The organism is Asticcacaulis sp. SL142, assembly GCF_026625745.1.
Lineage (GTDB): Bacteria > Pseudomonadota > Alphaproteobacteria > Caulobacterales > Caulobacteraceae > Asticcacaulis.
In genome coordinates this window covers 2453063-2473332 of the sequence record NZ_CP113061.1, presented here as the reverse complement: position 1 = coordinate 2473332, position 20270 = coordinate 2453063, and the positions used below count along the sequence as shown (strand labels likewise).

At 58.5% G+C, this 20270-nt stretch carries 19 protein-coding genes; 5 read left to right on the top strand and 14 right to left on the bottom strand.

The window, feature by feature from the left end:
• Positions 1-85 precede the first annotated feature (85 nt).
• Positions 86-505, bottom strand: a complete 420-nt coding sequence (locus OVA03_RS11210; RefSeq protein WP_267524592.1) for an EF-hand domain-containing protein — start codon at positions 503-505, stop codon at positions 86-88.
• A gap of 116 nt (positions 506-621) precedes the next feature.
• On the bottom strand, positions 622-1131 hold the full coding sequence (locus tag OVA03_RS11205) for a hypothetical protein (RefSeq protein WP_267524590.1): 510 nt from the start codon (positions 1129-1131) through the stop codon (positions 622-624).
• 225 nt (positions 1132-1356) lie between these two features.
• Here OVA03_RS11205 and OVA03_RS11200 point away from each other — a divergent pair, with 225 nt between their 5' ends.
• Together OVA03_RS11200 and OVA03_RS11195 are read left to right on the top strand one after the other, a co-directional pair.
• The gene (locus tag OVA03_RS11200) at positions 1357-2079 is read left to right on the top strand and encodes a response regulator (protein WP_267524589.1); all 723 of its coding nucleotides are present in this window, start codon (positions 1357-1359) and stop codon (positions 2077-2079) included.
• Complete coding sequence (locus OVA03_RS11195) at positions 2076-3383, top strand: ATP-binding protein (protein WP_267524587.1); 1308 nt, start codon at positions 2076-2078, stop codon at positions 3381-3383. The genes OVA03_RS11200 and OVA03_RS11195 overlap by 4 nt, the downstream gene beginning before the upstream one ends.
• A 1-nt stretch (position 3384) precedes the next feature.
• Here the strand turns inward: OVA03_RS11195 and trhA are convergent, their stop codons facing one another.
• From trhA to manD, 5 genes are all read right to left on the bottom strand, one after another.
• Positions 3385-4047 carry a PAQR family membrane homeostasis protein TrhA gene (gene trhA, locus OVA03_RS11190; RefSeq protein ID WP_267524585.1) on the bottom strand — a complete coding sequence of 221 codons (663 nt, stop codon included), beginning with the start codon at positions 4045-4047 and terminating at the stop codon, positions 3385-3387.
• Positions 4048-4139: 92 nt separating this feature from the next.
• A complete protein-coding gene (locus tag OVA03_RS11185; RefSeq protein WP_267524584.1) occupies positions 4140-4799 on the bottom strand; it encodes a DUF6629 family protein in 660 nt (219 codons plus the stop codon).
• 54 nt (positions 4800-4853) lie between these two features.
• The gene (locus OVA03_RS11180) at positions 4854-6980 is read right to left on the bottom strand and encodes an alpha-glucuronidase family glycosyl hydrolase (RefSeq protein WP_267524582.1); all 2127 of its coding nucleotides are present in this window, start codon (positions 6978-6980) and stop codon (positions 4854-4856) included.
• A 22-nt stretch (positions 6981-7002) separates the two neighbouring features.
• Positions 7003-8415, bottom strand: coding sequence for a glucuronate isomerase (uxaC, locus tag OVA03_RS11175; protein WP_267524580.1), 1413 nt, complete (start codon positions 8413-8415; stop codon positions 7003-7005).
• Between the two features lie 13 nt (positions 8416-8428).
• Positions 8429-9637 (bottom strand): D-mannonate dehydratase ManD, encoded by a 1209-nt coding sequence (manD, locus tag OVA03_RS11170; RefSeq protein ID WP_267524578.1) that lies wholly within the window; start codon positions 9635-9637, stop codon positions 8429-8431.
• Between the two features lie 482 nt (positions 9638-10119).
• On the opposite strand from manD, the gene OVA03_RS11165 reads away from it, so the two are divergent.
• Positions 10120-10872 carry a FadR/GntR family transcriptional regulator gene (locus OVA03_RS11165; protein WP_267524576.1) on the top strand — a complete coding sequence of 251 codons (753 nt, stop codon included), beginning with the start codon at positions 10120-10122 and terminating at the stop codon, positions 10870-10872.
• A 35-nt stretch (positions 10873-10907) separates the two neighbouring features.
• Here OVA03_RS11165 and OVA03_RS11160 read toward each other — a convergent pair whose 3' ends face one another.
• Entirely contained in the window at positions 10908-11750 is an 843-nt protein-coding gene (locus OVA03_RS11160) for a TIGR00266 family protein (RefSeq protein WP_267524574.1), read from the bottom strand.
• A gap of 124 nt (positions 11751-11874) precedes the next feature.
• Between OVA03_RS11160 and OVA03_RS11155 the strand changes: the two genes are divergently transcribed.
• Positions 11875-12666, top strand: coding sequence for a glycerophosphoryl diester phosphodiesterase membrane domain-containing protein (locus OVA03_RS11155; RefSeq protein WP_267524572.1), 792 nt, complete (start codon positions 11875-11877; stop codon positions 12664-12666).
• Positions 12667-12694: 28 nt separating this feature from the next.
• Entirely contained in the window at positions 12695-13444 is a 750-nt protein-coding gene (locus OVA03_RS11150; protein WP_267524570.1) for a hypothetical protein, read from the top strand.
• Between the two features lie 56 nt (positions 13445-13500).
• Here OVA03_RS11150 and OVA03_RS11145 read toward each other — a convergent pair whose 3' ends face one another.
• The 6 genes from OVA03_RS11145 to OVA03_RS11120 are packed head-to-tail and all read right to left on the bottom strand — an operon-like array spanning position 13501 to position 20073.
• On the bottom strand, positions 13501-14436 hold the full coding sequence (locus OVA03_RS11145; protein WP_267524568.1) for an RDD family protein: 936 nt from the start codon (positions 14434-14436) through the stop codon (positions 13501-13503).
• Positions 14423-15463, bottom strand: a complete 1041-nt coding sequence (locus OVA03_RS11140) for a stage II sporulation protein M (protein ID WP_267524566.1) — start codon at positions 15461-15463, stop codon at positions 14423-14425. The genes OVA03_RS11145 and OVA03_RS11140 overlap by 14 nt, the downstream gene beginning before the upstream one ends.
• A gap of 9 nt (positions 15464-15472) precedes the next feature.
• Positions 15473-16780, bottom strand: a complete 1308-nt coding sequence (locus tag OVA03_RS11135; protein WP_267524565.1) for a DUF58 domain-containing protein — start codon at positions 16778-16780, stop codon at positions 15473-15475.
• 2 nt (positions 16781-16782) lie between these two features.
• On the bottom strand, positions 16783-17733 hold the full coding sequence (locus OVA03_RS11130) for an AAA family ATPase (RefSeq protein WP_267524563.1): 951 nt from the start codon (positions 17731-17733) through the stop codon (positions 16783-16785).
• A gap of 4 nt (positions 17734-17737) precedes the next feature.
• On the bottom strand, positions 17738-19333 hold the full coding sequence (locus OVA03_RS11125) for a hypothetical protein (protein WP_267524561.1): 1596 nt from the start codon (positions 19331-19333) through the stop codon (positions 17738-17740).
• On the bottom strand, positions 19333-20073 hold the full coding sequence (locus OVA03_RS11120; RefSeq protein WP_267524559.1) for a hypothetical protein: 741 nt from the start codon (positions 20071-20073) through the stop codon (positions 19333-19335). The genes OVA03_RS11125 and OVA03_RS11120 overlap by 1 nt, the downstream gene beginning before the upstream one ends.
• Positions 20074-20270: the final 197 nt, after the last annotated feature.

Here is a 20270-nt window from a genome sequence, read left to right as displayed (position 1 = left end):
TGCAAAGCAGCATAGGCACTGCGCCTATATGGCCACAGGTGCGGGATTGTCAGTTATGAGCGGCCATTGCTGGCCGCCTGAATTTTTAGCCTTTGCGCTTGATGTGTTTTAACTCAAAGCCATCAACCGTGCCATTCCGGTCAGTCTCGGCCATATCAAAGGCCATGGTCGGGCCGCTGGTGAATTCTGTGCGGCTGACGCGGCCATCATTATTGCTGTCAAAGGTCAGCATCATGGCTTTGAACTTTTGGCTGCGTTCGCCGTAGGCGGCAAGCCGGGGTATGTCCTTATCGGTGAGGTAGCTATCGCCGTTGCGGTCGAACTTGCTGAATTGCGTGCCGCGATGGGCTATAAATTCCTGACGGGTTACCATGCCGTCGCGATTGGCATCAGCCGCTTCGAGGCGGTCGGCCAGACGGTCAGGGTCGGCGGCTTTGGGCTGGGCGTGGACAGAGGTCGCGTTCAAGGCCAGCACGGCGGCCAGGGCATAAAAGGTTCGAATCATCGGAGTGTCCTAAGTTAAAATGAAAGCGTGTCCGGTTCCGCCACCGCCGTGGGGAGCTGCGGCAACGGAACCGGCGTAACCAGTGTGGAAGGGTAAACACACCGGAAGGGGAAAGTTTAACGAGTGGGGCAGGCGATGGTGGCGCCTGATGCGTCACGGCAGGTCGCTGACCGGGTCACGCCGGTGGTGGAATCGTAGCTTGTCGTGCCGCTATAGCTGTTGCCGGTCTGGGCGTTGGTGACATCCGTAGCGCGCGAGCCGCTTACCGTACCGTCGGCCGTGCGGGTAAAGCCACCGTCTGAGGTGGCGGTGCCTCTGTCGCCGGTGACGCCGAACTTGCCGGAGTGGGTTGCTGAGCCATCCGGATTGACGGTTGTGGCTGATTTGCGGGCACCGGCGGCGCCGTCATCGGTGCGGAAAGCCCCGCCACTGGCGGCCGTGGTTGAGCCATCGGCATTGGTGCGGGCACCGCGGGCGCGGACATAGGCATTGCCATCGTTGGAACCGGCGGCGGCGACACCGTTCTGGCCACGGGCACGGATGCGGCCTTCGGCGGCAATCGCGCTCTCGGCCAGGGTGATCAGACTGAGGGTACAGACGGTAAGGGCGAGTAATGACTTTTTCATAGCGGATCTCCAGTATATCGATCAGGTTAGGGGCCAGGATTTTTAGCCATGTCGTGATGACGCCCCGATACTGGAACCAGCGGGTTACGACGCCATGTCGCCAAATGGCGAAGGTGTGACCAGACGTGACATAAGGCCGCCGGTGTCATGGTTTGTAACATCTTGGGGCGGGTGCGGCGGGATCCGTGCGGCTATAGATATCGGCATGAGCTTCGGGAACAGACCATGGGCATGACTAAGGGCAAGATTGCGGTACTGGATGACGATCAGGAAATGCGCGGTCTGCTGCAACGGTATTTGAGCGAAAATCAGTATGGGGTGCGCACCTTTGGCGAGGCGGCGTCCCTCTATAAGCACCTGACGCGCGAAGTGGCCGATCTGATTATTCTCGATCTGATGATGCCGGGTGAGGATGGCCTGTCGGTGTGCCGAAGGCTGCGGGCGGGTGGCGACATGACGCCGATCATCATGCTGACCGCCAGAGGCGATCCGGTTGACCGGGTGATCGGCCTTGAGATGGGGGCGGACGATTATCTGGGTAAGCCCTTTCTGCCGCGTGAGCTTTTGGCGCGGATCGATGCCGTGCTGCGCCGCCGCTCAGGCACGTCCACGGCCCTGACCGGAGACGGGCAGGTTCGGTTTGGCCGGTTTTGCCTCGATCTGGCGCGCATGAGCCTGACGCGGGACGGGGTGAACATTGACCTGTCGACGCGGGAGTTTGTGCTGCTGAAAACTCTGATCGATCATGCGGGCAGGCCTCTGACCCGCGCCCGCATCATTGATCTGGCGCTGGGGCGCGATGCCGAGGTTACGGATCGTGCGATCGATGTTCAGGTGGCCAGATTACGAAAGGTCATCGAAGATGATCCCGCCAACCCGGTCTGGATAAAGACGGTCTGGGGTCACGGCTATGTCTTTGCGTCGGATACAGGGGTGCAAAATCCATGAGACCGACAACGCTTTTACGCCAGACCTTGGCGGGCACCATACTGATTGTGATCCTGAGTCAGGTTCTGACGATTGCGGCGATGAGCCTGCTGGTCGTGCGGCCCCAGATCGACCGGGCCGCCCGCATGATGGCCCAGAATGTCGTGACCCTGACCCAAGGCTATAATGCGGCGGCCCCTGAAACGCGCACCGCCATGATCCAGCGCTTGAAAAACTCTACATATCTTGAGATTTGGACGGGTGATACGCCGCCTGACCGCTCCGGCCCGCCGCCGCGCTATATGGAGCGGCGGTTTATGCGCGCCCTGGCCGATCAGCTGGATACCCAGAGCCAGATGTCGTGGCGAACCGACGGTAACCGCAAACTATGGGTACAGGTCTATCTGGGGGATGATCCCTATTGGATCAGCTTTAAACCGAGGGCGTTTACGGCCCCCAATGGCGTCATCATCGTTTTGGGCGTGATTGCGGTCGCCCTGTCGTCGGCCATGGCCTACTGGCTGAGCCGCAAGCTGGTTCGCCCGCTGGAGGACTTACGGGTCGCGACCGATGAGTTACACCTGTCGTCAGGGCCTCCGGCCCTGCGCGAAGACGGCCCCGCCGAGATCGCCGCCCTTAGCCGCAGTTTCAACGCCATGACGGCCCGGCTCAATCAGGCCGACGCCGACCGGACGTTGGTTCTGGCCGGAATTTCCCACGACCTGAGAACGCCTCTGGCCAAGCTGCGGCTGGTGCTGGATATGGCCGATATTGAGGATGCCGATCTGCGCGCCAGTGCGGGCCGTCAGATCGATACCATTGAGCGCATCCTGTCGCAGTTCCTGCAGTTCGCGCGCGGCTATGAGCAGGAACCCAAGGGTCTGATCGCGGCGGGCAGTTTTATGAATGACCTTGGCCGGGATTATATCGACCGTGACGTGTATTTTGAGGCGTCACCAGGTCTTGTCTTTACGGGGCGGCGTGAGGCCCTGCGTCGGGCGGTCATCAATCTGATTGAAAATGCCCTGCGTTATGGGGCGGTGCCGGTTGAGGTCAGTGCGTGCGCTGTGGCGGGCGATATCATCCTTACAGTGCGTGATCAGGGGGCGGGCTTTGGTGCGGATGAGGCTGCACTCTATCGCCAGCCCTTTGTGCGCGGTGACGATGCCCGCCAGCCGCATCTGTCTGAGGCAACCGGCGGCACAGGTCTGGGGCTGGCCATGGTCGATCAGATTGCCGTTTTGCATGGCGGACAGTTAGAATTTGAGCGTTCTGATAACGGGTTTGAGACGCGATTGGTGCTCAAGGACGCGCTTCGCCGTTAAGCTATTTCACCGCCAGCACAATACCCACAAGGATAGCGACATAGTGGGCCGAGGCGCCCGCCAGCACATGGCCATGCCAGATGGCGCGGCGAAATTTCAGGCGCTTATTCATGTAAAAAATCGTGCCCACGCTATAGAGCACGCCACCCGCCGCCAGCATAATCAGAGCGGGCATGGGCACTTCGCGGATCATGGGCTTGATCGCAATCAAAATCAGCCAGCCGAGCGCCAGATAGAACACGATCCAGATGACCTTGCTCAGGTGCGGCAAAAACAGCTTTCCGGCCATGCCCAAGCCCGCCAGCGTCCAGACCGCCACCGTCATGCCGATCGCCCAGCCGCCCTCCAGCGCCTGAGTGGTAAAGGGCGTGTAGCTGGCGGCAATCATCAGGAAAATGCCAGCGTGGTCCAGCCGTCGCAGAAACGGCTGCCAGTTCGGCTTGGCGAAGTTATAGGCGGTCGAAAAGGCCAGCATGGCGACAAAGCCAAGCGCATAGACGCTGACGGCGGCGACCTTGCCCAGATAGCCGTGGCTTATGGCTAATCCGAGTGCAATGCCGCCCCCAAACAGGGCCATGCACAGGCCGACCACATGCACGATCAGGTCGGCGCGACGTTCCGTAGGTGTGGGGTAATGGTCAGATGTAACGACAGATGAGGTCATGGAGTTGGAGCCTGCAAGCGACGTAACGACTTTTCGTCACTATAATAGGGCCTCAAAACCAGATCAAGCCAATCACATTCGGTTCAGAATGATTACACCGTAAGGGTTTCCTTAACGTCACCTGTCTTTTTGCGTCGGAAATGCCAGTAGGTGAGGGCGCTTACCAGTGCGGCAAAGAAACACCACACGGATGGGTAGTTAAGCCTGAAAAAGCTGTAGGCCACGGCAAAGCCCACCACCATGGCCGTGCCAATCACACGCACGCTGACATGGCTTGAGATAAAGAACGCTGCGCAGGTCGCGACCACATAGGCGCTGCGGATCCAGAACCCGCCCCCGACCGGATTGGTGTAGACCAGACACTGATTGACCATTTGCACGGCCACGCCGTATTTCAGGATGATCATCAGCGTAAAGGCGGCCACGGCAACCCCCAGCAGCAGAACCACCTGCATCAGCCGTTTGCGGATCAGGTCAGGCTCGATCAGCAGAATCGACAGGGGTATGATGATCGGCCAGATCACCCCGATAAATACGGCGTAACCCTGGGTCAGGGCGTGGGTGGCCGCCCCGGTTCCCATTTGTGGTAACAAGACCCACAGGCAGCCTTCGATAAATTGCTGGATGGCAAACAACAGCGGCACAGACGCGAATGGCCGCTCAGTCTTTAATTGCGTTTCGCGCAGGGCCATGACGCCGGCCGTGGCGATAAAGGCGCTGGCGGCAAAGCTGACCGGGGCCGAAAAACACATGCTGATACCCTCCGTATACCCGGCAAAGGTGACGTGCTTTTCGGTAGCTGTAAACTAATTCCCCGGTGCATAGGGAAATTTCAGCGACTTATAATAGTCCAGCGACTTTTCCGGCGCGGCATAACCGGCGGGCAGCGGGCGTTTGGAGATCGACTGGAAATAGGCCACCGACGCATCGCGCCACCATTTGGCCTCGCGTTCCTGAATCATCAGATTGGTCGCCACCGCCTCAAAGCGTTGCGCATCGACATAAGGCTTAAGCGACGCCCAGCGATTGCGCATTGTGGTCACATCAGATGCGCCTTTGGAGTAGGTCACCGCCACTTCATCCCACAGGGTACGTCCCGATTTGACCGTATAATCCCACGGCAAATGATGGAACCACAGCAGATAGCGCTCATCCATGGTCTTTGGGTCAGCCCAGAGTTTGGCGGCTTTTGGGGTGTACTGAGCAATGGCGTTCGAGCCGTTGTTCATCCGGTCAAAGCCAATCCCGTTCGCATCGGCCTTATGATAATAGACCGGGTTCCAGTCGGCGCGCTCCAGATTATCGACCCACGGTCCCGGCCCATAGTGGTGGCCGGTATCCATCAGATGATGCAGCCCCAGCGGCGTCATGTAATCGGCCACGGTTTCGCGTGAGGTCATCATCATATCGACCACCGGTGCCACAAAGGCCGGATCATTGGAAAAGGTCATACGGGCCCAGTCATCGGCAATGGCGCGCGATGAAGCCTGCGGGTTCCAGGCCAGCCGCCCGAAAGCGTACCAGTTGGCCTGATCGAAATCAGAACCCGACCAGTTGCGATCCATGCCGATATTGGCCACACCCGCAATACCGGTCAATGTGTGGTTATCGACCGTACCTTCGACGACCTTGGCGACGGTGTTGCCCGCCTTACCGTTTGCAAAGGTGTCGGTTTTCAGCGCCTCTTCGTAATATTGGCCGAGGTAGGCGAGGTGGGTCGAAAAGCCGAGATATTCTTTAGTGATCTGGAATTCCATCATCAGCGGCGTCTTCGGCATGGCCCCGAACAGGGGGTGGAAAGGCTCACGCGGCTGAAAATCGATGGCGCCGTTCTTGACCTGCACCAGCACATTGTCAGCAAACTGACCATCCAGCGCCTTGAACTCATCATAGGCCTGCTTGTGGCGGTCATCGGGCTTTTCGTGGCTGTAGACAAAGGCCCGCCACATGACGATGCCGCTATGCGGTTTTAACGCCTCGGCCAGCATATTGGCCCCATCGGCATGGCTGCGCTTATAGTCCTGCGGGCCGGGCTGGCCCTCACTATTGGCCTTGACCAGAAAGCCGCCAAAATCGGGAATAGCGGCATAGATTTCATCCGCCTTGGCCTTCCACCATGCGCGCACGGCGGGGTCGAGCGGGTCGGCGGTTTTGAGACCTCCCTCTTCTATCGGGGCCGAAAAGCGCGCCGACAGATAGACCTTAATACCATAGGGGCGGAAGATATCGGCCAGGGCCGCGGTCTTGGCGATATAGGTTGGGCTCAACGATACCGCATTGGAATTGACATTGTTCAGCACCGTGCCGTTGATCCCGACCGAGGCATTGGCGCGGGCATAGTCGGTATAGCGCGGGTGCTTAACATCCGGCAGCTTCCACCAGTCCCAGATGGTCGTCCCCGCATAACCGCGCTCAACTGAGCCATCGAGATTATCCCAGTGATTGAGGACGCGCAGCTTGACCTTTGGGGCCTCGGTGATGTTGAGGCGTTCCAGCGGCTGGCGGGTCTGGATCAGTTTCAGATATTCAAACACACCATAAAGCACGCCGATATCGCGGTTGGCGGCGATGATCGTCACCGGCTTATCGTTCAGGCGCACGGTGCGGATAACATAGCCTTCTTCGCCAGTCTTGGTCAGGTCAGGATTAATGAGGGCGATGGCCGCAGAGCCGGACGGCGTGCCAATGATGATGGCGTTATCGCGGAGGGTGCCGGTCTCGATCATCTTGCCCGACAAGCCGCTCAAGCCGCGCTCAAGCTCTTGCGCGGCGGCGATCAGCGTGGGGGTGGCACCTTCGGAAACGATCGCGGTGGCAGGGATGACATAGCCCGCCTCGACCGGACGGTATCTCTGCCACAGGTCATAGCCGTCCTCGGCCTGCGCCGGTAGCGCTAACATAAGGGCGCAAACCGCCACTATCCATCGCAACATCTCAAACCTCCCGTATTTTCGTTTATAATTTATAGGCCTGCTTGGCCAGTTTGTAGCTTAGATCATAGGCGACCTCGGCGGCCTCATCTTCATCAAGGCGATGCTCCGCCACCAGTCGCGCCAGATGCCCGCAATCCATGCGGCGCGCGACATCATGGCGGGCGGGAATGGAGAAAAAGGCGCGGGTGTCGTCATTAAAGCCGACGGTATTATAATAGCCGCCGGTCTCGGTCATCTGGTCGCGGAAACGGCGCATGCCTTCGGGCGAGTCGTGGAACCACCACGGCGGGCCGAGCTTCAGCGCCGGATAATGACCGGCCAGTGGCGCCAGCTCACGCGCATAGACGGTTTCATCGAGCGTAAAGACAATAAAGGTCAGGCGCGGATCGTTGCCATAGGCATCAAGCAGAGGTTTCAGCGCATGGACATATTCGGTCGCCAGCGGAATATCCGCGCCCTTATCACGGCCAAAGCGACTGAGCACATGCTGGTTGTGACTGCGGTACACGCCCGGATGCAGTTGCAGCACCATACCGTCGTCAAGGCTCATGCGCGCCATTTCGGTCAGCATCTGCCCGCGGAACAGGTCGGCCTCATGGGCGCTAAAATTACCGGAGCGGATTTTGTTATATAGGGCCGCCGCCTCTGACGGCGACAGATTGGCAGTGGTGGCGCGGACATGGCCGTGGTCGGTTGAGGTCGCACCGGCTTCGCGGAAAAAGGCGCGGCGGTTTTGGTGGGCCTTCAGATAGCCCGCAAAGGTGGTTATATCTTCGCCCGCCAGTTGCCCGAACCGTTCAAGATTATCCGCAAATCCGACATGCTCCGGGTCCATGACCGGATCGGGGCGATAGGCGGTAACGACACGCCCGCCCCAGCCACTGTCGCGGATTTTCTTATGGTGGCGCAGGTCATCGAGCGGCCCTTCGGTGGTGGCGATGACCTCGATATTAAAGCGCTCAAACAGGGCGCGTGGCCGAAAGGCGTCGGTTTTAAGGCTTGCGTCCATCACCTCATAATAGTGATCGGCGGTCTCTGGCGTCAGGGTGACGTCAATGCCGAACACGTTTGAGAACACCCAATCCAGCCACATGCGCGACGGGGTGCCTCGGAACAGATAATAGTTTTCGGCAAAGGTTTTCCAGATTTTGCGCGGGTCGGCCTCAAACGGTGTGCCGTCATGGGTGGCGATCCCCAGCGCTGCCAGATCCACCCCTTGCGAATACAGCATCCGGAACACATAGTGATCCGGCACGATCAGAAGCTGCGCCGGATCGGGAAAGGCTTCATTATCGGCAAACCATTGCGGGTCGGTATGGCCGTGCGGGCTGATGATCGGCAGGTCTTTGACCGTCTGATAAAGCCTGCGGGCAATATCGCGGGTGGCGGGATCTGCCGGCAGCAGCCGGTCGGGATGCAGTTTCAGCACGGCCATGAACTTAAGGCCCCTACCAGTTAAACAGGGTGCCGTCCTGCAGGCGGTTCACCGGCAGATAGGCGCGCTGATACGGATACTTGGCGGCCAAGTCTTCGTCGATATCGACCCCCAGACCCGGCGTTTCATTGACCATCAGGTCGCCGTCCCTGAAATAATATTGATGCGGGAAAACCTCATCGGTGGCCTCGGTGTGGCGCATATATTCCTGCACCCCGAAGTTCGGGATCGAGACATCGAAGTTGAGCGCTGCGGCCATACAGACCGGCGACAGGTCGGTAGCCCCATGACAGCCGGTGCGGACATTATAGATGTCGGCAAAGGCGGCGATCTTCTTGAGGTGGGTCAGCCCACCGGCATGGACGACCGTGGCGCGGATATAGTCGATCAACTGGTTCTGGATCAGATCCTTGCAGTCCCAGATCGAGTTGAAGATTTCCCCAACGGCCAGCGGCGTGGTCGTGTGCTGACGGATCAGGCGGAAGTTTTCCTGATTTTCGGCCACGACCGCATCTTCCATCCAGAACGGACGGTAGGGCTCCAGATCGCGACCCAGACGACCGGCCTCGATCGGGGTCAGGCGGTGGTGAACATCGTGCAGCAGGTGAACCTCGTCGCCCAGGGCGTCACGGGCGGCGGCAAACAGTTTCGGCACGACGCGCATATAGGCTTCCGTCGACCAGACATTCTCAGTCGGCAGGTCGGCATCGGCGGGTTCATAGAACATCTTGTCCTTGGAAACGCCGTAGGTCGAGGCCAGACCTGGCACCCCGCATTGCAGGCGGATGGCCTTATAGCCCATGGCCTTATAGGACTGTGCCACCTCAATGGTGTCTTCAATCGAGGTGCCGTTGGCGTGGCCATAGACCATCACCCCGGTGCGGCACTTGCCACCCATGAGCTGATAGACCGGAAGCCCCGCGACCTTACCCTTGATGTCCCACAGCGCCATATCGACGGCGGCGACGGCCGACATGGTGACCGGCCCCCGACGCCAGTACGCACCGCGATACAGGAACTGCCAGATGTCCTCGATCTGGTGCGGGTCGCGGCCGATCAGGCACGGGATGACATGGTCTTCCAGGTAAGACACAACCGACAACTCGCGGCCATTGAGCGTGGCATCGCCCAGACCATAGACACCTTCGTCGGTCATGATCTTGAGCGTCACAAAGTTGCGGCCAGGACAGGTGACTATAACCTTGGCGGACGTGATTTTCATATAGCGTAAGACTCCAAAGCCACAGCCTGAGACGACCCGCGTCATATTCAAAAACGCGATAGAGGTAGGTCAGGCCGTTGTATTAAAAGAAGTTCCGTTCCCTGGTGTCATGACCTGTGGCCATGATCTGTGGTTTTAGCAAGCCGATGGGTTTTACGATTGCGCAACTTTGTCACGCAATTGGTATGACCTATTTTCATATATAACTCAAATCTGCCGCAAGAGTGCAAGCTTTTTCTGAAAGGCGTGTGGCATTAAGATAGACTGGAGCCGCCAATTTCGGAGGAATTTGTATCATAAGGCGCTTATTTATAGTACAAGTAAGCGCTGTCATACAGCGATAAAGTCTGCGTCCTTATTGGCCTGACCAGGGGCAAAACGGTCAGGGCCGTTATTAAGCGTTAAGTCTTTCTAAAGCGGTGCAAATCAGGCATAGGTAGAGCGCTGATACGGCTTTGGGCCGTCCGGATACATGAACACAGATGTCTGAACCGAAGAAACTTTACCGCCGAATTGCCGATTCTATTGCGGCTGATATTCAGTCTGGGCGCTACAAACCCGGAGACCGCCTGCCGCCGGAGCGTGATCTGGCCGTGCAGTACGGCGTCAGCCGACCCACCTTGCGCGAAGCCATGATCGCGCTGGAAATCTTAGGCATGATCGAGGCCAAGCATGGCTTAGGGATCATTGTCACCAAGACCAAACCTGATCCCCTGCCGTTCTCAGATTCTGAAATCGGCGCCTTTGAACTGATCGAAGCGCGCCGGCTGCTTGAGGGCGAAGTGTGCGCCCTGGCGGCGACCCTGATCACTGATGAGCAGGTGACGGAGCTTGAGGGGCTGGTTAATCAGATGCACCACGCCGACCCTGAGCGGGCCGAGCGGGCCGACCGAGAGTTCCACGTCCTGATTGCCAAGATCAGCGGCAATGGCGCGATTGCGTCCTGTGTAGAAAACCTGTGGGACTGGCGTTACCGGTCACCGCTGGCGCGCAATATTCTGGCGCGGGCGGCTAACCTCGGCATGGGGGCGCGCATCGATGAGCATGGCGGCATTCTGGCCGCGCTCAAAAGCCGCTCTGGCAACGCCGCCCGTCAGGCCATGCATGACCATCTCGACCGGGTGATTGAGCATCTGTTGAACGCGACCGAAATCGTAGCGGTTGAGCGCGTGCGTCAGGCCAATTCCGAACGTCGTCAGGCCATCGCCCGCCGCCTCAAAGGGGTGACAGATTAAGGCATTGCCAACGCCTTAATCTCGCGACACACCCGTCAGTTATTACCGCCGATCAGATCACCAAAGCCGCCCAGCACCGAGCCTTCGCCGCGCGACTGACCACCACCGCCAGCGGCGGCCAGAATCCGGCCCGACAGGCGCGAAAACGGCAGGGACTGAATCCACACCTTACCCGGCCCGGTCAGTTGCGCAAAGAAAACGCCTTCACCGCCGAACAGCATGGATTTCACACCGCCCGCGGCAATCAGATCGAAATCAATCGTATCGGTAAAGGCGGCAACGCAGCCGGTATCGACATGCAGTTGTTCCCTGGCTTTCAATTCGCGCTCAATGACCATGCCGCCGAACTGCACGAACACCCAGCCATCGCCTTCAAGCTTTTGCATGATGAAGCCTTCGCCGCCAAACAGGCCGGTCATGATCTTGCGCTGGAAATGGATGCCGATCGATACGCCCTTGGCTGCGGCCAGAAACGAGTCCTTCTGGCAGATCAGACGCCCGCCATATTGATCGAGCTTAAGCGGCACGACCACGCCCGGTACCGGCGCGCCAAAGGCCACCCGCGCCTTACCGGTGCCATTATGGGTAAAGACGGTGGTGAACAGGCTCTCACCCGTCAATAGGCGCTTACCTGCCCCCAAAAGCTTGCCCATAAAGCCGCTTTGCTGGGCTGAGCCGTCGCCAAATACGGTAGTCATGCCAACATGGGCATCTTTCCAGACCATGGCGCCGGCTTCGGCGACCGCGCTTTCGCCGGGATCGAGCTCGATTTCGACAAACTGAAGTTCTTGCCCTTTGATTTCATACTCAATGTCATCGGCCACGCCTGACGCCTTATGGTGGGTGCGTTCGCCAAAGCCTGTGGGATAGTCAGTCATGAAATTTATCCTGTTGTGAGTGCGCCTGATATTTAGCACAGGCCCGCGACCCGCTTCACCTTAAAACAAATTCACCTGACGCAATGGCGCGCAAAATCGATTGGCAGGGCTAAGATTTCACCTTATGGTCGCAGCGGGTTTGTACGGGGGGCGTGGGGTGAATTTTTTAATCGGCAAAGCACTGGGGATGGGCTTTTCAATATTATCGCGCTGCGCTGTGCCGATTATTGCTGCGGCTCTGATCATATATGTTCTGCCTTTTATAGCCTACTATTACACGGTCGAAATGCCGATGGGCTATGTCGATGACGGATTCCGGTCGTGGGTGGAAATGCCGACGGTCGGCATGCCAAAGCTGGTGCTCGGTTTGATAATCGATGCTGTCTCTAAAATCATATTCATCACTGTAATGGTTGCGGCGGGCCGGGATGAACACGCGTCGTTTGCAAGTGTATTCAAAGCTTTAGGCAATAAGTTCCTGACGATGTTGGGGATCATAATTACATCAAATCTGCTGATAATTACTGCAGCTATTTTTTTCGTAATACCCGGCATCTATGTGGCGCTGATCCTGTCTGTAGTCTTGCCTGTAGCGGTCATTGAAAACCGCGGCATCGACGGCAGTCTCAGGCGTTCCGGCGATTTGACGCGCAATCAGCGCTGGCGATTGCTTGGATTTTTCATGATTGTCGGTGTGATATTGATAGGTGTAGCCGCACTCCTTTTTACACCAATTGAGTTCCTGTTGGACGGCGGCACTATCCCGCTTCTAACGTCAGCCCTGCCTGTGTTTAATCTGCTGTCAGAAGCCGTTATTTCCGTGTTGCTTACTGCGTTTACGGTTTCTGCATACCTTCGCCTGCGCGACCTCAAAGAAGGCCACCGTCCTGAAACTGTGGCCGAAATCTTCGCCTAACTCATATACTCAAAAAAGGGAGAGCCTTATGAAATTTACGATTGGAAACACGCTCAACGAAGGTTTTGGCCTGTTGTCGCGCCACTTTAGCACGATCTTTATGGTCGGGCTGGTCACCTATGCCTTGCCGCTGGTGGCGGGGTTGGTCATTCTGGTGATGACCACCGGCTTTAATCTGGCGGGCAATCCCGATCCATCGACAATGGATAGCTCATGGTGGAGCGGCTTTGGCATATATATGGTGATCGCCATAGTCGCCAGTCTGGTCACCTTGTCGATGATCACAGAGATTGTCGTCAAAGACCGGTTTGAGTTCGGGGCGGCGTTTGGCCGGGCGCTTAAAAACATCATCCCGCTGATTATCATTACCCTGCTTTATACGCTGGCCATGATGCTGGGCATGATCCTGCTGATCGTACCGGGTTTTATCGTCATGCTGATGTTTTATGTCGTCATGACAGCCTATATCGCCGAACCGGGCCTTGGCATCGGCGGCGCATTTAAGCGCAGCCGTGAACTGACCAAGGGCCACCGCTGGGGCATTTTGGCGATCCTGCTGATCGTCGGCATCTCGATCGGGATCTTAAGCGCCATCATCACTATTCCTTTGGGCATGGTATCGGAAAGCTCAAACAGCCCCGTTGTCGTCGCCATATCGGGCCTGGTGAGCGCGTTCACGTCGATCATCAGTCTGGTATTTGCGATTGCCGTCTATACCAGCCTGCGCCGCGCGAAAGAAATCCACACGCCGGATGCGGTCGCTAACATCTTTTCGTAATTGAGCGTTACTCTTGATAATAAAAAGCCTCCGCAATCGCGGAGGCTTTCTTTTGATTAGCGCACGTCGTCGTGCTTATCTTTGCGGCGTTTGCCGAGCAGCATCCGGCTTTCCAGATGGGCCCGCAACGCCGCATAAAAGGCGCGCAGGAAGGCTTCATCGGTCGGCATATCGTTGGTATTTTTAGGATCGTCCCAGCCGATGCGGGTCTTGATACGGGTGGCTACCGCCGCCATGGTCGCGGGCCTGCGTTCGCGTAAGACTTCCTCCAAAACCCCCAGTTCTTTCTCGCCATAAGCCTCAATCTGGGCGCGGGTAAAGATAATGCCGCTGCGACGGTCAGCCTCGGTGTCGGCCAGATCAATCCCCAGACTTTGGCGCGGCATATGAACGACGCGGGTGCCGCCCAGAAAATCGCCCAAGCGGGCCTGATCGCGATTAAACAGCGGCAGCAGGGCCAGAACCAGCGTCCACAAAAACGCCGACAGCGCCACCCAGCCCCCGCCCTGCATGGTCATGCCCATCAGGGTCAGCGGCAGATAAAACTCGACCTCACGCAGCATATTGCGGGTAATGACCATCACCGGCGTCAGGTGGCCGCCGTCATTGGCAATGACCCTGATTTTCAGCACCCGCTTACCCGGCGTCGCGGCGCGCGGCCCCATCTCAAACGCCATGAAATAGCCGGTGCGCACAAAGAACATGGCCATGAAAAACAGGATCATCAGGATGTCGCCCAACCCCTTGGCGCGCTTCCAGTCGACCTGCTCAAACGGCAGAATAAAAAACAGCAGGATCAGGGCCACCGGGGCGGCAATGATGATCAGGTAATCAAGGATAAACGCCCCCAAGCGCTCGGCAAAGGTGGCGGTAATGAACGGCAGGCGCACGCCTTCGGGGGTGGTGATGTAGGTGACGCGCCGCTGATACTTGCCCTGCGCATCAAAGCTTAAGGTGTCATCCAATATAGGGGCGGTCTTAACGGCGGCCATGATCAGCCTCCTCAAACCTAAGCGTCAGACGTTTCCCAGCTTGCGTAAAATAGACCACCCAGACCACCAGCATGACCGCACCGACCCCAAACCGCGCCGAAGTGCCGGTGATTAGCTGTCGCCCAAAGCCTTCGAGCAGTCCGGCCAGCAGCAGCATGATGGCGACCCCCAGCATGACGGAGCCGGTCAGCTTACCGGCGTCAACCAGAGCGGCTTTGCGCGTCAGATTGCCAGGGAACATGATCCGCCGCGCCATGTGGAAACCGGCGGCACCGGCCAGCACAATGGCCAGCAACTCGGTCGTGCCGTGAATGCTCAGCCAGCCCGCGAAATCGACCAGCAGACCCTGGCGCGCGAACAGCCACAGCATGGCCCCCAGCAACATGCCGTTATGCAGGATCAAAAGGGCGGTCGGTATACCCGCAATCACCCCCAGCGCAAAGGCAAAGATCGATACCTGCGTGTTGTGCGACATCAAAAAGACCGAAAAAAACGCCAGTCCATCGGTGCGGCCCTGAAGCGTTTCTTTCAGATCGGCGGCCGAGGCCGACAGATTGCGCCCGCCTGCCATGTCTTCGCCGACCAGTGCGGAATACCAGCTCTGATCACCCGCACACAACAGCCAGCCCGCGACGATGCCGATCACCAGGCAGGCCAGAGATAACCAAAATTCAGACCCGATGCGGCGCACACTTTCGGGCCACTGCCGCCCAAAATAGCCGGTCAGAATGTCCTTAAACCGCGCATGGGGACCGTAGATGCCCATATAGGCGCGGGCACATAAGCCCTGAAGATAGCCGATCAGATTGCGGTCGAGCGAGATCGAGCGCGCCATCGACAGCGACGAGACGGCCGAGCGATAAAGCACCGGCAGGTTCAGCAGTTCATCGGTCGAAAAGCTGTTGAGTTTGCCCTGATCGAGGCAATCCAAAGCCCGGCTTAAGGTGCGCCAGTCCCGTTCGCGCGCATCACGAAACTTCTGGCTCTTGAGTTGCAGGGCAGGTCTTGCGGGGTCTTCATTGTTCATGTGATCCTCCTACAACCGGTCGGCTTGCTTGAGCGCCAGATATTTGGTGACGATGAGCGTAGCCATTTGCTCGGTCGGGGCTTCCAGCACCTCAATCCCCTGCCGGCGCAGCAGGGCATGGACGGTTTCGCGCTGGGTCAACAGGCGCTGGGCGAAAATAGCGCGGCTGACATCTTCGGGTGTCAGCGGTGGTCTGGAGGCAAGGTCTTCGAGCACTTCATCGCGGAAGGCCACAAAGATGATGACGTGCTTTTTCGACAGGCGATTGAGCGCCTCCAGCATCAGATCGGCGCTGATCTCATCGATAAAATCAGTGAACAGTACGATCAGCGAGCGCCGCCCAATGCGCGAATTAAGATCGGCCAGAGCCAGGGTATGATTGGACTCTTCGGCCATATCCGATAGCGACGATAGCTGATGTTTCAGCACCTCATAGCCCTGCATGCCCGACACCTGCGGGGCGATATGATAGGGCTGTGACGCAAAGGCAAAGCTGCGGATATTGTCGCCGATTTTAAGCGCGCAATAGCCGAGCAACAGTCCGGCATACAGCGCCCGATCCAGCCGTTTGATGCCAAGCAGCGGCTCCCCCATCAATCGTCCGGTATCAAAGGCCAGCACGATGTGGTGGTTACGTTCGGCCTGAAATTCCCGCGACAGCAGTTTGAGGTGGCGAGCCGACGAGCGCCAGTCAATTCGGCGCGGGTCCTGACTGGCGTCATATTCGCGCAGGGCATGAAATTCCGAGCCATTGTGCAACTGGTTTTGTACCCGGACACCGTAGATGCTGTCGTAGGAAAACAGCTCAGATGCGTCGTGTTGCACACCTTCTATATCCGGGGTCACAATGATCTGGCGATCCAGCGTCAGGCGCTTTTGTATCCAGATCAGGCCCAGAACCCCGCGATAACGGATATGGATATCCTCCAGGACCGCGACGCCGCGGGCGTGGGCTTTGAGCGCCAGTTCGGCGTGGAAGGCCCCCGCGTCGTCTGTGATCGGCTGGGCCATGTCTGTGACGACCAGCAGGTGATTGGCGCCAAACCGCACCTCCAGCGAACCCGGTCTGCGACCCGTGAAGGTCAGGCTAAATGGCCAGACATAGTCCCGGCCCACGCCCATACTGCGCGGAGTTTTCAGATCGAGCGTCAGCGTGCGCGATAGCGGCGCAAACAGGCCGTCAAACAACCCTAGCCCCAGAACCCCCAGCATGACCAGCGGCGCCCAGACCCAGCCTTGCGGCCACGCCAAAGCCAGCCCGACGCTTAAGGCGACGCACAGGATAAGGATCGTAATGAGGCGGGCGGTGGGATACATGATTATCTGGGGATCTCAACGCGTTCCAGCAGGCTTTGCAGCACGCTGTCGACATTGGCGCCTTCGATCTCCGCCGACGCCGACAACAGCACGCGGTGGCGCATACACGGGGCATAGAGCGCCTTGATATCGTCGGGCAGCACATAGTCACGGCCATCCAGTGTGGCGCGCGCCCGTGCGGCCCGGGCCAGCAGCGCACCGGATCGCGGCGATGCGCCGACGCTCAGTTGCGCTACTTCGCGGGTAGCCCGGATCAGATTGACGATGTAGTTGAGATTGGCATCATTGAGCTTGACCTGCGCCACTGTATCAATGGCCTGAGCCAGGGTTGTGGCATCGATGACGCGGCTTATATTCAGCGTGGTGTCAGTGGCGGCGGCATTGCCCGACAGGCTGACGATGCGGCGTTCTTCCTCGATGCTGGGGTAGCTTAAGATGTGCTTGAATAAAAACCGGTCAAGCTGGGCTTCGGGCAAGGGATAGGTGCCCTGCTGTTCAATCGGGTTCTGGGTGGCGATGACCGTAAAGCGTGCGCCCAGATCGTGGCGGGTGCCATCCAGCGTCACAAACCGTTCCTGCATGGCCTCAAGCAGGGCGGCCTGAGTCTTGGGCGGGGTGCGGTTGATTTCGTCGGCCAGCAACAGATCGCAGAAGATCGGCCCTTTGCTCAAGGAAAAGCTGGAGGTCTGAAAGTTAAACAGGTTCGACCCCAGAATATCGCCGGGCAGCATGTCTGGCGTGAACTGGATGCGGCCAAAGCGCAGATCAAGCGACTGACAAAAGGCCCGCGCCAACAGGGTCTTGGCGGTGCCGGGCGGCCCTTCGAGCAGGATGTGGCCGCCGGAAAACAGCGCCACCAGCATAAGCTCGACCGTATCGGCCTGACCCACCACCGCCTTGGCGATTTCGGCCCTGAGCTGGTCCGCTAAGGATTTAATGTCGGATATTTGCACGGTGTCAGCTCTCCGTTTTGGATGGGATGGTGCGGGATTTAGGGGCACCCGTTTCAAGACGCCATTGATGCAGGCGCTGACACAGGCTGATGAGGTTGGCGGGCGTGGTCACTTTGGTCGCGTCGCGGGCGATGGCGCTATAGGTTTCGGTGGTTCCCGTGCGCGCGCTCAACTGATCGGCCAGCTCATCGGACGACAGGGTGGCGTGGCCCATATAGCCGCGGGCTTTAAGGGCGGCATCGCGCATCATCTGGGCATAGAGCGGGGCCAGTTTCGGCTCGCGTCCGGCCTTACCCAGCAGGCGCGCGGCATTGTCCGCCAGTATGCTAACCCCGCGCCCCAGCGGTGCCGATTTGGTCATATCATGGGCCGGGCCAAAGCGAGCAAAGGCCGCCCACATCAGCCCAAGCCCGAGCACCATAAAGCTCAGAGGCACAGCAATAAACGGTGGCGTGGCGATATGGTGCAGCAGGCTTTTGTCGACCGAGTGGCCATTAAAGGTCAGGTTAAACACAACCGACGGCGGGGTGGATGATTTGCCACGCACAGCATCAATCAGGGTCAGGGCGGTTATGACTTTTTGCGGGTCGCCCAAGATCTGGTTGTTGAGTAGGTCGGGGTCGGTCAGTAGATAGACCGGCTGTGTGTACGGTTTCTCACCCGTCAGGGCATTGACCCGGGCCAGTACGATTTCACCCTTTGGGCCGGTCAGGATAGGGGTGAGTTTAGCCGTCGCCACGACCGATTGCAGGCCCTTGATCTTACCCACCTTAAGCGGGGCCGTGAACAGGGTCTGTCCCGCTGTGGGTTGCAGGGTCAGGGTGCGCGAGACCTTGGTGGGGGCGCGGGCAAACTGATAATCGACTGGCACCACAGGCCGGGTCATGATTATCTTTTCACCGGCTTTTTCAAGATCAGATGTCTCGGTTCGGGTGTCCGACAGCAATCGCATCAGATCAAGCAAAGTGCTGTAAGGCTGGGCCCATTCGTTTTGCGACCAACGCGGACGGGTACGGTGCGGTGCGGCCTGCCATTTCGGCAGTACGATCAGGACAGCGTCCCCTTGCGCGTCGTAAAGGATGTAATCGGATTTGGCCTTATCCGCGCCACGGGTGGCTTCACCTATGTCTTCGGGGCCACTGACCGATGTGCGCGTTTCCGCCACCTTGCGTCGGGCGAGGATGGCTTCATATTCACGGTCTGAGCTATCTTCGGATGCCGCCTCCTCCGCGCTCGCTGAAGACGCCGTCTGACCGCTTTCAGCAGTATCAATCGTGTCAGCGGCAGGCTTTTCCAAAGCATAGAGCGCAAATACGCTATCGACATCTTCGAGCGTGATAATCTCAAGATCATAGCTCTGTTGCGGGCCGGTTTCGCGCCGGTTGATATCGCTGCGGTAACCGCGCGCCTCCAGCAGTTTATAGATACCCTTAAAGCCGTGGGGCGAGATTGCGCCGGCATCGGCTGACTGCGGGCTGTCCGGATCGAAGGACGGCGAAATCAGGATCAGGGCCGCCGTCGCAAACAGGCCGACACACAACAGGCCGACGATCATCGGCAACATACGATTAAGCGGGGGCAGGCGGAAGTTAAGTTTCATCAGCCGATCCCTTCGATGGCGACGAAATCGACATAGGCCTGACGGCAGGCGTCGAACCCTTCGCGCCCGACCCGGATACCGGCGAAATAGCTCATTTCAACCCAGCGCGTGATTTCCCCGAACGCGGGCCGTGCATCCAGCGGCAGCAGCGGATGGCTTAGGATATCGCGCGACGAATAGTGGGTGCGCACCAGATCAGGCCGGTAAGCGTTCAGATCAGCCACCGACCTCAGTAGCAGCAAGTGCACGGCTTCATCATAGTCACCCTTGGCCGCCAGGGCATCGATATCGTGCAGCAGGGCGGCGGCGGCATCCTTGGTGGGCCGCCACATCGTCTCAGGTTTCATGACATCGCGCGGCAGGAAGCGCTCAATCTGCTGGCGGATCAGCATCCGCACAAACGGCGACAGCACCAGCACCGCCAGCGCAAACACCAGCAGATAAATCAGCCACGGCAGGATGGGCCCCAGCGGCGCCAGAATTTTGCCGATTGCGGTGATGACATCGCCCAGCCCGTGCAGCACGTCTTTGAGCCATTGCGGCATCTCGGTCTTGGGCGGGTTAACCTGAGTGAAGTGGGTCTGGATATAGCCGCTGCCATTGACGTCATTGATCAGGCTGCGGGCCTGATCCGGTGTGACGGGCGCGTTTACGGGCGCGGCCGCCGATGCGGAAACGCTCGCGTCTGTCTGATTGCTGGAAAGCCTAAGCCCCATAACCTCTCCCCACCCCACGACCATAGGCTGAGCCCGGAAATGGGTCAATCGGCAATTGGAAGTGGGTGACTTTTAACGGTAATTTTTGCCCTCTCCTGACCGAAAACAGATCACCCATAAAGGGTCTACAGAGCGCCGTTAAGGCGGCACTGACAGCCCGCGCGTTTGAGTCCCATTCAAAACTTATATTTGGCCCCCTATAAACAGGTTCAGGTTTACGG

Coding starts and splice junctions, on each gene's coding strand:
- OVA03_RS11150 (WP_267524570.1), top strand. CDS start 12,695: ATGAAATTTACGATTGGAAACACGCTCAACGAAGGTTTTGGCCTGTTG.
- OVA03_RS11165 (WP_267524576.1), top strand. CDS start 10,120: ATGTCTGAACCGAAGAAACTTTACCGCCGAATTGCCGATTCTATTGCG.
- OVA03_RS11125 (WP_267524561.1), bottom strand. CDS start 19,333: ATGAAACTTAACTTCCGCCTGCCCCCGCTTAATCGTATGTTGCCGATG.
- trhA (WP_267524585.1), bottom strand. CDS start 4,047: ATGACCTCATCTGTCGTTACATCTGACCATTACCCCACACCTACGGAA.
- OVA03_RS11195 (WP_267524587.1), top strand. CDS start 2,076: ATGAGACCGACAACGCTTTTACGCCAGACCTTGGCGGGCACCATACTG.
- OVA03_RS11140 (WP_267524566.1), bottom strand. CDS start 15,463: ATGAACAATGAAGACCCCGCAAGACCTGCCCTGCAACTCAAGAGCCAG.
- OVA03_RS11210 (WP_267524592.1), bottom strand. CDS start 505: ATGATTCGAACCTTTTATGCCCTGGCCGCCGTGCTGGCCTTGAACGCG.
- OVA03_RS11205 (WP_267524590.1), bottom strand. CDS start 1,131: ATGAAAAAGTCATTACTCGCCCTTACCGTCTGTACCCTCAGTCTGATC.
- OVA03_RS11155 (WP_267524572.1), top strand. CDS start 11,875: ATGGTCGCAGCGGGTTTGTACGGGGGGCGTGGGGTGAATTTTTTAATC.
- uxaC (WP_267524580.1), bottom strand. CDS start 8,415: ATGGCCGTGCTGAAACTGCATCCCGACCGGCTGCTGCCGGCAGATCCC.
- OVA03_RS11120 (WP_267524559.1), bottom strand. CDS start 20,073: ATGGTCGTGGGGTGGGGAGAGGTTATGGGGCTTAGGCTTTCCAGCAAT.
- OVA03_RS11160 (WP_267524574.1), bottom strand. CDS start 11,750: ATGACTGACTATCCCACAGGCTTTGGCGAACGCACCCACCATAAGGCG.
- OVA03_RS11185 (WP_267524584.1), bottom strand. CDS start 4,799: ATGTGTTTTTCGGCCCCGGTCAGCTTTGCCGCCAGCGCCTTTATCGCC.
- OVA03_RS11135 (WP_267524565.1), bottom strand. CDS start 16,780: ATGTATCCCACCGCCCGCCTCATTACGATCCTTATCCTGTGCGTCGCC.
- OVA03_RS11145 (WP_267524568.1), bottom strand. CDS start 14,436: ATGGCCGCCGTTAAGACCGCCCCTATATTGGATGACACCTTAAGCTTT.
- manD (WP_267524578.1), bottom strand. CDS start 9,637: ATGAAAATCACGTCCGCCAAGGTTATAGTCACCTGTCCTGGCCGCAAC.
- OVA03_RS11200 (WP_267524589.1), top strand. CDS start 1,357: ATGGGCATGACTAAGGGCAAGATTGCGGTACTGGATGACGATCAGGAA.
- OVA03_RS11180 (WP_267524582.1), bottom strand. CDS start 6,980: ATGTTGCGATGGATAGTGGCGGTTTGCGCCCTTATGTTAGCGCTACCG.